Source organism: Pseudoalteromonas sp. KAN5 (genome assembly GCF_022846535.1).
GTDB classification, from domain to species: Bacteria; Pseudomonadota; Gammaproteobacteria; order Enterobacterales; family Alteromonadaceae; genus Pseudoalteromonas; species Pseudoalteromonas haloplanktis.
On the sequence record NZ_AP025589.1, the window covers coordinates 3514415 to 3527525 of the forward strand.

At 41.4% G+C, this 13111-nt stretch carries 9 protein-coding genes; 5 read left to right on the top strand and 4 right to left on the bottom strand.

The window, feature by feature from the left end; all coding sequences use genetic code 11:
- The first annotated feature begins 29 nt into the window (after positions 1 to 29).
- From bioH to KAN5_RS15655, 5 genes are all read left to right on the top strand, one after another.
- Positions 30 to 767, top strand: coding sequence for a pimeloyl-ACP methyl ester esterase BioH (gene bioH / locus KAN5_RS15630; protein WP_244390073.1), 738 nt, complete (start codon positions 30 to 32; stop codon positions 765 to 767).
- A gap of 101 nt (positions 768 to 868) precedes the next feature.
- A complete protein-coding gene (locus tag KAN5_RS15635; RefSeq protein ID WP_244390074.1) occupies positions 869 to 1177 on the top strand; it encodes a hypothetical protein in 309 nt (102 codons plus the stop codon).
- Between the two features lie 6 nt (positions 1178 to 1183).
- Entirely contained in the window at positions 1184 to 2044 is an 861-nt protein-coding gene (locus KAN5_RS15640) for a putative metalloprotease CJM1_0395 family protein (protein WP_244390075.1), read from the top strand.
- A gap of 410 nt (positions 2045 to 2454) precedes the next feature.
- Complete coding sequence (locus KAN5_RS17545) at positions 2455 to 7992, top strand: S8 family serine peptidase (RefSeq protein ID WP_279612623.1); 5538 nt, start codon at positions 2455 to 2457, stop codon at positions 7990 to 7992.
- A gap of 141 nt (positions 7993 to 8133) precedes the next feature.
- A complete protein-coding gene (locus tag KAN5_RS15655) occupies positions 8134 to 8862 on the top strand; it encodes an outer membrane beta-barrel protein (RefSeq protein ID WP_016710145.1) in 729 nt (242 codons plus the stop codon).
- A gap of 57 nt (positions 8863 to 8919) precedes the next feature.
- On the opposite strand, the gene KAN5_RS15660 is transcribed toward KAN5_RS15655, so the two are convergent.
- The 4 genes from KAN5_RS15660 to greB form a co-directional block, all read right to left on the bottom strand.
- Entirely contained in the window at positions 8920 to 11250 is a 2331-nt protein-coding gene (locus KAN5_RS15660) for a Tex family protein (protein WP_244390076.1), read from the bottom strand.
- Between the two features lie 164 nt (positions 11251 to 11414).
- Positions 11415 to 11996 carry a CBS domain-containing protein gene (locus KAN5_RS15665; RefSeq protein ID WP_016710148.1) on the bottom strand — a complete coding sequence of 194 codons (582 nt, stop codon included), beginning with the start codon at positions 11994 to 11996 and terminating at the stop codon, positions 11415 to 11417.
- Positions 11997 to 12045: 49 nt separating this feature from the next.
- Positions 12046 to 12357, bottom strand: coding sequence for a hypothetical protein (locus KAN5_RS15670; protein ID WP_244390077.1), 312 nt, complete (start codon positions 12355 to 12357; stop codon positions 12046 to 12048).
- Positions 12358 to 12504: 147 nt separating this feature from the next.
- Positions 12505 to 12981, bottom strand: a complete 477-nt coding sequence (greB, locus tag KAN5_RS15675) for a transcription elongation factor GreB (RefSeq protein ID WP_016710150.1) — start codon at positions 12979 to 12981, stop codon at positions 12505 to 12507.
- Positions 12982 to 13111: the final 130 nt, after the last annotated feature.

A 13111-nucleotide genomic window follows, 5' to 3' on the forward strand; every position in this document is an offset into this window, starting at 1 on the left:
GCCCTAAGTTTGGATGAGGGTTTGCTAAAATGCAAAATGAGTTAGTGCTATTACATGGTTGGGGAATGAACCAAGGTGTGTGGCAAGTGATTTTACCTGAGTTAGAGTTTTTACACAGCGGGACTGTACGGTGTTTAGATTTACCTGGATATGGGAATAACCACCAATGTCCGCTCCCTTACAATTTACATGATGCCGCAAAGCAATTAAGTGAGCAGTTGCAGGCCAATTCGACGCTAATGGGTTGGTCACTGGGGGGCTTATTTGCAATGTATATTGCGAAACATTGGCCTGAAAAAGTAGCCAAAGTACTCTTAATTGCGTCAACCCCATTTTTTGCAGAGAGTGATGATTGGCCTGGTATTAAAAGTAATGTATTAGCTGCTTTTAAAGAGCAGTTAGTCACGCATCGTGAAAAAACCATAGAACGGTTTTTGGCGATCCAAGCTATGGGGAGTGACAGTGCTCGTGATGATATAAAACAACTGAAAAAGCTGTTAAATGAATACCCAGCCCCGCAAGGAAGTGCCTTAAGTGGTGGTTTAGATATTTTGCAGCGTGATGATTTACGTGAGGCTTTTGCTAATTGTCCCGTGCCAATTCGCGCTGTGTTTGGTCGCTTAGATGCGTTGGTTCCATACCGCGCTGTAGCTAAAATGCAGGCATTAAACAGTGACTTTGAGTACGAAGTAATAGATAAAGCATCCCACGCACCTTTTATCTCTCATAAAAGAGAATTTTTATCCGCCATCAAATCAATGCTTTAAAAAGTAACTCTAGAAAGGCTCGAAAAACTCCGTAGGAAAAGCTTTATTTTGGCTGTTTTATGAGCGATAATTAATCAATCTACAATTGGTGGAAGTGTAGCATGCCAATAGGATCTATATTTAATAACGGTGTTGAAGGCTTTAATCGTGCCAGTCAGGGTATTGAAAAAGCCAGCGCAGAAATAAATCGCGCCAGCATTGAACAACAAGATGATGCTCAGCTGGCTCAGCAGCGTCAACTACAAGCCGCTCGCCCAGAAGAGGCCGTAACTGCGCCGGTATCGCAGCCTGCCCGTATAGACGAGGCTTTGGTAAACTTAAAAGTTGAGGAGTTTAATGCCAAAGCCAATACGCAATCAATTCAAACCGCAGATGAAGTACTTGGTACTTTAATTGATGTGCGAGTTTAACTAGCTATGAATATTGTCACGCCATTTCCAAGTATTAATATAAACACCGCAAATGTTTATACAGAAACAGCTCGGCGTGACAATCAGCTGCGTGAAGTTATTCCGCCTCCAGCCGCTACAAAACCAAGTAATGCTGAAAATAAAGCCCTTGGCGATAATGAAAAAGCAAAGCAGCCTGGCACTAACGAAAGCACCACATATGATGCTAAGGGGAAACTTGCTGACGAAAAGGCAATTCAAGAGCGTCAGCAAAGTGATGCACAGCAAGATCCTGAGCAAAGTGAAGAGCAGCAAGACGCTAAAAAAGAAGCGCAACAACAAGAGCAAACAGCACAACAAGAACAGCAAGATGCTGAGCAAATAAAAGAGCTTAAAGCGCGTGATACAGAAGTGCGGATTCATGAACAAGCGCATGCCTCTGTTGGGGGTCAATACGCCGGCTCTCCTAGCTATGAATATCAGCGTGGCCCCGATGGTACTAATTACGCTGTTGGTGGTGAAGTGCAAATAGATGTTGCTGAAATCGAAGGTGATCCACAAGCCACGATAGAAAAAATGCAAACGGTTCGTGCCGCGGCACTCGCACCAGCAGAACCTTCTGGCGCTGATCGCGCAATTGCTGCTGATGCAACGCAAAAGCTTGCTGCAGCGCAGGCTGAGTTAACAAATACAGAAGGGGAAAATAATACTCAAGCTGCGTCACTCAAGACCGAAGACGCATTGGCAAAAGATGAGCCCGTAGAGTCTACGACATCAGAAATCACTAAACGTGATAGTGAGGTTGATCAGCGTGCGGTACGCATTGCACAGTTTTATCAAGCGGCGATCTCACCTTATGGACAATCAGGCTTTTCTGCGACTATATAAACTTTCTTGTAATACCTGCCTTTGAATCTTAAATTAAAATAAACCAGTAACCTCCAGTGTTTCTCAATAGTATCCGCAACATTAAGTTTTAGTTATTTTAAAAGGGTTTGCGAGCAAGCTTAATCTGCGAATCCTTCTTTATATAACTCTTTTCAATACTAAATTATTTTTTTAAATAATTAGGTTATAGCGATACAAAAAGATACATTTGTTATCTATTTGCACGAAAGTTGCGCTGGGTGTGACTTTGTTGTTGTTGATTTGTTAATTTTGTGTGTTTTTCGGTGCTTTGTAAAATTGACCGTTAAAACAACCCTCTGTATATCTGATCCTTGCTAAATGTATTTAGCATTAACAGGAATAATTCAAAGCAGGATATCTGCCTAACAAACGAATTTAATAGGATGAATATGCAACCGTGCAATAATAAGAAAATGCACTTAAAGAAAAGCTCTCTCGCAATTTTGACTGCAATTTATGTGGGAGCCACTGGTTATGCGGCAGCAGAGCCAAGCTTTAAAAAAGTGCCAAATACAAGTTTACACGAACCTACTATTTCAGTTGCTGATTTACAAAATTTAAAAGCGCAAAAAAATCAGTACGACGGCCCAGAAGCGGCTAATTTGAGTGCCGATATTGGGCTTTTGAATAAGCAATATAAAAATGCTCAGCCGCAAGCTGTATTTACATCGGCAAAAGCGAGTCAAGGTGAGCAAACTTATATTGTCCAGTTTGAGGATCGCCCCATTGCAAGCTACGAGGGTGGGGTACATGGATATACTGCCACTGCACAAAATACAACACGCACATTTGTAGGCCGCTCTGTGCTTAATATGCAGGCCGCAGAGGTGAAGCGTTACCAACATTACTTACAAAACCGTCAACAAGCGGTGGTTGCTTCTGCTCAGTCTAGTGGTGCGAGTATTAAGATAAGTAAACAGTTTACTGTTGCAAATAATGCGGCAGTAGTGCGAATGACTCAAGCTGATGCATTACTGCTTGCCAAACAAGCGGGTGTAAAAAAAATCACCCCTAACAGAATATTAGAGCTACAGACCGATCGTGGTCCTGAGTTTATTGGGGCTGATAAGGTCTGGTCTGGTGAGGTTACTCCTCAAGGCGTTGGCTCACAAGGTGAAGGAATGGTGGTAGGTATTATTGATACTGGTATCAATACCGACCATATTGCGTTCGCTAGTGATTCACAATATGAACAAATGAACCCGCTTGGTGCTGGTAATTTTCTAGGTGATTGTGTTGAAGATGCCACCCTCTGTAACGATAAATTAATTGGTGTGCGCTCGTATGAAGAGATCACGAAAGCAAATTCAGATTATATTTTTGCTCGTGATGATCGTCGCCCAGAAAACGGTGAAGATTATAATGGACATGGCTCTCATACTGCTTCAACAGCCGCGGGTAATTATTTAGAGAATACGCCGTTACAACAAATTACCGGAGAAAAAGTGAGTGATGGTGTGGACTTGCCATTTAACTTTCCAAAAACATCGGGTGTAGCCCCACGTGCGCACATTGTTGCTTATCAGGTATGTTATCCAGGTAATGCAGACGATCCTTATGTTGGTTGCCCAGAATCAGCAATTCTATCGGCATTTGAAGATGCCATTGCTGATGGTGTGGATGTAATCAATTTTTCGATAGGTGGTGGAGAAAGCTTTCCGTGGGATGATCCTATAGAGCTTGCGTTTTTAAATGCACGTAAAGCAGGTATACATGTTGCGGCTGCAGCAGGTAACTCAGGGCCTACGTACTACACTGCAGACCACACCTCTCCTTGGGTAACCACTGTAGGGGCTGCATACCATGATCGTGTGCTATCGCTTGGCGAAAAAGTGTTAACTGACTTCCAAGGTACAGGTGTCCCCGCAGAAGAAATTGTCGGTAAAAGCTATACTGGCAGCATTACAGGACAAGTTGTTTTAGCTGAAAATTATGCTGATCCTGATGAAACCGATGAATTTGATGCACAAATGTGTAATGCCCCATTTGCTGAGGGTACTTTTACCAGCGATCAAATTGTGGTGTGTTTACGTGGCGATGCACCTCGTACAGATAAGGCCAAGAATGTTGCTGCGGGTGGCGCTGGTGGCTTTATTTTGCAAAACGTTGATTACAATGCAGATGACTTAGTCGCTGATCAATATGTGATCCCAGGTATTCAAATCACGCGTTCTTCAAGATGGAAATTACGTAACTGGGTTAATGACAATGAAGAACAAGCAATTGCAACCATAACTGCCGGTGAAAACATTTACACCACGGATGCAGAGTTAGGTAATCAACTAGTGCCATTTAGTTCAATGGGCCCTAGTCGCTATATAAATAACTTAGTGCCGGATGTTGCAGCGCCAGGTGTGGATATTTATGCCGCAAATGCAGATGAACAGCCGTTTACTAACTATCCGTCAGCATCAGACTGGACAATGATGAGCGGTACTTCAATGGCAACGCCGCATGTTGCAGGCGCCATGACACTATTAGCCTCAATTCATCCAGAGTGGACTCCAGCTCAATTGCAATCCGCATTAATGATGACAGCAAAGCCTGTCACAATTGCTTTGGCAACAGGTATTCGTGCACCCTACTATACTTTTATGGGCGGAGCTGGTGCGATAGATGTAGCTAGTGCGGCACAGGCAGGCCTAATAATGGATGAAAGCATTGATAATTACATTGATGCTAATCCTAATAATGGTGGCTTGGCTGAATGGTTAAATGTCCCTTCAATGGTCAATATGGAATGTGAGCTAAGCTGTTCATGGGTGCGTACGGTGACGGCCACGCAAGATGGTACTTGGAAGGTTGATGGCCGTGCATGGTCTGCAGAAGGACGTTCAGATGAAATTGGTTTGAGTATTGATGTTCAACCCAAAGCATTCACATTGAAGGCTGGTGAAAGCCAAGATATTCACGTAACTATGAACTTACCTAACGTAGTGGAGCACAAGTTAGACCCTACTGATGAAGCCGCTCCTTGGGATATGATACAAAACCAAGATGTATGGTTTAACGGTGAAGTTACCTTTATCGACCAAGAGGGTGATGCACCGAATGCACATTTACCAATAGCTGCACGCAATCATTTGGATGAGTTACCGTTAAGCGTGGATATGGAGGTTGCACGTGAATCAGGATCTGAAACATTACTTGTAAATACTGATAGCTATAGTCAGCTTACACCACGTTACTATGGTTTAGTAGCACCAACTCGCGAAACGGCAATTATCGAAGAAGTTGGACCTTTTGTTACTAAAGAAAATGTAGAAAAAGGCTGGCATATTCAATCAATAGATGTCCCTGAAGGCACAAAACGTTTGGTCGTTAAAAATGAACAAACACATATGCTTGATGATGAAGTTGTTGTTGATCCACGCTATCAAAAATTCTTCGGTCATGTCATGGTGGGTTTTGATGCTAATGAAAATGGCTCATTTATGATCTCAGATGAAGAAATAAATGAGTATGCAGGTGCGCTAAAAGATGCCTTGTATGAAGAAATGGTGTGTTACTCATCAAGTATGGCAGAGCTTAACTACTGTAATATTGTTGACCCTGCACCAGGTAAATATTGGATAGCTACTGCAATGATCAATGCTCCTAGCAGTGATTATGAAGTGACGACCCACTACGCAATCGTGACCGATGAAGACAAGGGTAACCTTACGGTTGAGGGCCCAGCTTCACATGACGGCAATGGCAACTACGCATTAAAAGTTAATTGGATGATGCCAGAGTCAGAGGTAGGAGAAACCTACTATGGTGGTTTTGACTTAGGCGATATGCCAGGTGGTGAAGGTTCATTAGGCTTTACTGCACTAAATATTCATCGCGATGCTAACGTGTTAACAATGGATGTGGACAAAGATAAAGCCCGCGCAATGGATGTGGTTGACGTTAATGTAAAACTTAAAGCAAACTTTGAAACTGACACGCGTGATTATCAAATGACATTACAAGTGCCAGAAGGATTAAGACTCGCAGAGCAAACGTTGCAAAGTAACAACGAGCAAGTTGCTGAGCTACTAAAGGTAGAAGGAAATACCATCACGTTAAACGGCTCACAATTAAGTACACGCAATGTTCAACGTGAATACAAGTTGAGCTCTAGCTTGACCGATCAAATGTGTCGTACCCCACAAATTGATGAACAATCAACCGGTGGTTATATTGATTTATTCAGTGAGTACGGCATGCAGCCAAATGCTGAATGGATGGTTGGTGATGCAGGTGACTATGAAGATGTGCCTATTGATTGGCTTTTCTATAAAGAAGGCGCAGACTTCAAAGTGTATAATCAGCCGAGCATTAACTCAATGCGTATGCATGCAGTTGGTGCCATTCAAACTACACCATTTTCATGGGTCATGAGCCAACACCGTGGACCAGGGTTTTTAACTGAAGCACTGGCACCATTTTGGCGTGGATCATTTGAAATGGATTACTTACGTCATTGGGAAGACCCTCATGGTTTAACTATTGCAACACAATACGCTGATGAACGTCCTGACTTAGGTGACTTGTTATTTCTCGAATATGACAATGTGAAAGACAAAGAAACTGGTGACAGCTACGATTTCCAAGCTATTTTACGCAGTGGTTATGATGATCATAAGAACAAGTTTGAAATCATTTATGCTTATAACAACCTAGGTGATAACTTAGCCGAAGGTGCTATTTTTGTTGAAGGCGGTGATTCCAACTTCTCACGAACAGCAGGTTTTAAAGAAGGTGGTTTGTACACTATGGTTGGTTATAACACGCTAGATAACGTGTTAGAAGATGATTTAGTGTTATGTTTTGACTATGTGGGTCCTGAGCAAAGTGAAATTGAGTTCAGCTTTAAAGCGGCAGTTAAACCTGATGCTAAAGGTACACAGCAAGATATTACTTTAAATTACCAACTTGGTTCTGCAACAGCTAAAACAATGACTCATTCGATTGCTGTACAAAGCAACCTGAAAGTATCAGCACTTGACGATATGACAGTGGCTGAAAATGGTCGTATTGACGGTATTGAAGTGATGGTACTGGATGCTGATCAATCACCTAATGAGCTTGTAATCACAGGTGAAGGTATTTCAGCAGAAGTAAATGGCATGTCATTTAACCTGATCCCTGATCCACATTTCTTTGGTGAAACGTATGTCACTGTAACCGTGCAAGATAAAGCTGACCCAACTGATAAAGTAAGCACTGAGTTTATGCTAACGGTTGTTTCAGATGGTATCGATGCGCCTGCAACAATTGTTGAGATTGCTGACAAAACAGTTATGGAAGATGGCGTACTTGAAGCAATCACAGTTGCACTATCGCGTGAAACCGATGAAGAGTTTACTCTTTCTGTAGCGGCCGATAATGCAACAACGACAATAAATGGTATGGAGTTTAGCCTTAAACCAGATGCTGGTTTCTATGGTGAAATACCCGTTGTTGTGACGCTTACTGGTACTGAGAACGTGTTAACCACTGAGTTTATGGTTACAGTAACGCCAAGCGATCTTGCGATTGTGGAACTTGCAGATATGACAGTGATCGAAAATGGCAAGCTAGAAGACATTAACGTTGCATTATCGCGTGAGACTGACGAAGAGTTTACTCTGTCTGTTACGGCGCAAAATGCAGCAGTAGTTGTCGATGGTATGTCATTTAGTATTGAGCCTACCGCCCATTTCTTCGGTAATATTCCAGTAATGGTGACATTAACCAGCGGTGCAAAATCGTTGACTACAGAGTTCACCTTATCGGTTATTTCTGATGGTATTGAACTGGGTTGTACGTATCCAGAAGCGACTAACTTTGATCCTGACGCTAATAGCGATGATGGTAGCTGTATTTATCCTGAAGTCGAGGATGAAGAAGACAGTGGTTCGTTTGGTTATTTGATGTTGTTACTACTACCACTGCTTAATGTGCGTCGTCGTAAATAATGATTATTGAATAGCTCGGTCAGTGAAAGCTGATCATATATCAGATAAAAAGCCGCGAGTGTGAATTCGCGGCTTTTTCTGTTGTAGAAACAAAAAGAAGCTGTTACTTTTGCTGCGATTTTTACTATGGAAGACAATTAAATGAAATATGCAGTAATCGCAGGAGCTTTATCGCTTTTTTCAATCACCGCTGCGGCAAACCAAACATCAGGCTTAAGTTACGACTATGTCGAAGTTGGCTATGCAAAAATGGACGTAGATGATTTAGATGATCTCAGTTTTGACGGTTATGCCGTTAAGATCAGTAAACAGCTTAGTGATAATTGGTACTTGACCGGTATGTATGCGAGTACATCAGATGAGATGTCAAATAGTGTCTCTGAGGATTATCGTGATATTTATCAAAATGGTGAATATGTAGGAACATCAACCCTTAATACACAAGGGACACTCGACGCTGAATTTACTCGGATCGAACTCGGCGCAGGTTATATTCAACGCTTATCGGCAGTTACTAATATAGATTACAGTATTAATTTAGGTAAACTTAAATATAGTACCGATTTTGATTTCACCGTTGAAGAAAGATTTAATGGTCAAGTGTTTTCATCTTCTGAAGAAGGTTATTCAGATTCAGATAGTGCAGATATTCTTTCAGCCAATATACAAATTAGACATTTATTAACGGACAAATTTGAAGTAAATGCAGGGGTTGGCTATGAGCGTTTACATGATGAAGAAAGTGATAATAATCTAGTGTTAAAAGCGGGTGTTAATTACACCTTAACTGAAAAAGCAACTTTGGGTGCTTCATACCGTTATGTTGATGAATATGCAGATATCGCAGCGACTTTACGTTATTACTTCTAGTTTTTAGTTATGAACAACAACGCCACAAACTAAGTTTGTGGCGTTTTTGTTTACGAGCTATTTTTTCACTTTGGCATTGGCGAAGGCGTCTGCAAAGGCATTGCCCATCATCGCATTACCGGTATCGCGTTTTGGTTTAGCGGCGCGAGGTTGCTGAGCATTACCACGATTATTTTGCGACTTTTGGTTAACTGATGGCGTTGATTTATTGCTGGTATCAATATCATCATCTAAACGCATGGTAAAACTAATACGTTTACGAGCGGCATCTACTTCCACCACTTTAACTTTCACAATATCGCCAGCTTTAACCACTTCGCGCGGATCAGAAATAAACTTATTAGTAATTGCTGAAATATGCACTAGGCCATCTTGGTGTACACCCACATCAACGAACGCACCAAAGTTAGCAACGTTAGACACTACCCCTTCTAAAATCATGCCTGGTTTTAAGTCGTTGATGGTTTCTACGCCGGCTTTAAATTCGGCGGTTTTAAAATCAGGACGAGGATCGCGGCCGGGCTTATCAAGCTCACTGATGATATCGGTGACAGTCGGTAAGCCAAATTTCTCATCAGTGTAGTCGTTAGCGACTAACTTATTAAGGAGCTCAGAATTACCTATAAGTTGAGTAACATCAAGGTTATTTTTCTCACAGATACGTTTAACAACAGGATAAGCTTCAGGGTGAACCGATGACTTATCAAGTGGATCGCTGCCATTGCTGATTTTTAAGAAGCCCGCGGCTTGCTCAAATGCTTTTGGCCCTAAACGTTCTACTTTCTTAAGCTCTGAGCGTTTAGCGAATGAACCGTTAGCATCGCGATAATTAACAATGTTTTGCGCTAAAGTTTTGTTCAAACCGGATACGCGAGCAAGTAATGGCACTGAGGCCATGTTTAAATCTACACCGACTAAGTTAACACAATCTTCAACAACCGATGTGAGCGTTTGACCTAGCTGACTTTGCGATACGTCATGTTGATATTGGCCTACGCCAATTGATTTTGGCTCTACTTTAACAAGCTCTGCGAGTGGGTCTTGCAAGCGACGTGCAATAGACACAGCGCCACGTAACGATACATCTAAATCGGGGAATTCATTGGCTGCAAATTCTGACGCCGAGTATACAGACGCCCCAGCTTCGCTGACCATAATCTTATTTAGTTTAAGCTCGCTATTCGCTTTGATGAGTTCAGCAACGAGTTTGTCTGACTCACGAGAGGCCGTGCCGTTACCAATAGCAATCAGCTCAACTTTGTGCTGGCGACATAATTGTTCTAGCGTACGTATTGATTTATCCCAATGATTTTGTGGCGCATGTGGGAATATTGTTTGTGTCGCCAATAATTTACCAGTGCTATCGACGACTGCGATTTTACAGCCTGTACGTAGGCCAGGATCAAGGCCAAGTGTAGTGCGTGCGCCAGCAGGTGCTGCCATTAATAAGTCTTTTAAATTTTTCGCAAATACATCAATTGCACCGGTTTCGGCTTTTTCGCGCATAGATGCTAAAAACTCGTTTTCTAGATGTAGGCTTAGTTTAATTTTCCAGGCCCATTGCACAACGGTGAGTAACCATGGGCTAGCTGCTTGGTTATTAATATCAAGGCGATAGTGATCAGCAATCATTACTGCACATAGCTGAGCGGGGTTTTCTGAACTTGGCTCAGGGTTAATACTTAGCTGTAAAATACCTTCATTACGAGCACGAAGCATCGCAAGCGCTCGATGTGAAGGGATTTTCTTAAGCGCTTCTTGATGCTGAAAGTAATCACGATATTTAGTGCCTGCTTGTTCTTGACCTGCAATAAGGCTTGCTTCTATTTGACCATGTTGACTTATGTGACTACGAAATTTAGCGAGTAATTTTGCATCTTCAGCAAAACGTTCCATCAAAATGAATTTAGCACCATCAAGTACCGCTTTTTCGTCAGCAAAACCTGCTTCTGGGTTTAAGTAGCGCGCTGCTTGTTGCGCAGGGTCTAATGTTGCATCGTTGAAAAGCGCATCAGCCAGCGGTTCAATTCCAGCTTCAATTGCTATCTGCCCTTTAGTACGACGTTTTGCCTTATAAGGTAAATATAGATCTTCTAACTCAGTTTTGCTGTCTGCATTGTTGATATCAGCAGCTAAGCTTGCCGTGAGCTTATCTTGAGATTCAATGGTTGCTAAAATAAAAGCTCTACGTTCTTCTAGTTCACGTAAATATGATAAACGCTGTTCGAGTAAACGTAATTGAGTATCGTCTAATCCGCCCGTTACTTCTTTGCGGTAGCGAGCGATAAAAGGCACGGTTGAACCTTCATCGAGTAATTTTGTAGCAGCTATAATTTGTTGCTCTTGGGCGTTCAGCTCAGTGGCTAAACGTGCAGAGATATTGCTCATGCAAAAACCTTATTAAACAATTTGAAGACCAGAACGAGAGTTTTGGCGTAATGAATTGCCTGAATAATATCACAGCAACGCACAATAAAAAGGCCTTAAAGTATGCTTTAAGGCCTTTGCTGTAAAGATAATGACTACTTACGAAATACGTGAATAGTTAAAAATTAATGTGGGTGCTCAATATGCTCCATTACTTCACTAAAAGAGTGGGCGATAGGGCTAATATGAACAGGGATTTGCAATGTTTTTGCAATCTCACGAGCAGAGATCAAGCCACAAATTTCATTATGTACACTAGTAACTAATAAAAACATAACACCGGCTTGCTCCATTGTTTGTAATGCATCACCAACACATGCATAGCTTAAGCTTTGCATACTGACACCTGTTAAGTGGCTAAGTGGCGTCATCACGTGACGCAAGCTGATTTCAGCACGAGAAATATTCAAACGCTGTGCTAAAATCATTACTTTTGAGCTTTGTAGATCAGCACTAGATGCGATCCCTAGTAATTTCTCTTGGTCATCAATTACTAAAATAAAACCGGTATGTTGACTGGTTATTTGTTTTAGTGCATCAACAATGGTGGTTTCATAATGCGCGCGAAGCGGATCTTTTTGAGTGAAATTATTAACCATAGTTAAAGCCGGAGAAGTTAAATCAATTAACGGCTGAGTTTCACGGTAAGTGTGAGATAAAACGCCTTCAGAAATATTTTGAGTACGAAGCTCTTTAAAGTTAGTCATAATAATCACCAATTATGTTATTAAATTTAATAAAGTTTTAAGCAGTAAATTAAATCAAATAACTTGGTGGACCACGCTGGTAAGCTTGGCTAAAAGGTTGTGTTAAAGTAGTGCTCACATAAAGTGATAAAGTATTTTCAGGGAGTGGTTGAAGCACCCTGATAGAGAGTCTGTCAACGTGTGTATCTAGGTCAACGTCAGGGGTAGTTTGCTCTGCTGTGTCACAAACAAAGTAGTGTGGGGTTGGAGAAGCTAATTCTTTAGAATTGGTAACGTCATGCGCAAATGAAGTCAAACTCACACTTACTAAAAGTGTGAATAACATGGCATTACTAATTATGCGATGTATTGCGTTTGACATGACAACGACCTTCCAATTCTGAACTCAAGTGCGAAATGCTTGACTTGAGTATCTTTAGTTATAGTCTACAAATTCACTTTAGACAACCAATAATTAATCTTATCTGAATAATAAATCGAATGCGTTGCTTGCTCTGTCTTACACGTTTTAAGAGCCTGGGTAGTAAATACTGTTAACGTACCACTCTTTCTTTCCTTGTGGGGTTGTGACATAAAATTCATCATCAACTTGCTTGTTTAATAGTGCACGTGCCATTGGAGAATCAATGGAAATATAATCTTTGCGGTCATAAATCTCATCAGGGCCGACAATTCTAAATTTAAGCACTTCACCTTGCTCATTTTCAATTTCCACCCAAGCACCAAAAAACACTTTACCAGCTTGTTGTGGTGAGTAATCAATTATTTTTAGATCTGGCATACGTTTACGCAAATACCGAACACGGCGGTCTATTTGTCGTAGTAAACGCTTATTGTATTGATAGTCTGCATTTTCAGAGCGATCCCCCAAACTTGCTGCCCAGCTCACTATTTTAGTGACTTCAGGACGCTTAACATTCCATAAGTGATCATGTTCTTGTTGTAGTTGTAAATAGCCCTCTCGGGTAATTAAATTGGTTTTCACGTTGCAATTTTACTTTGGGAAACACGTACGCAAGGTATAAAAATCTCGTTGCCTTGTCGAGCTGATTTTTACGATCCTTTATATTTATTGTGCCTTGAAATGTTCAGTAACAATCTAGTGAGCTAATTAG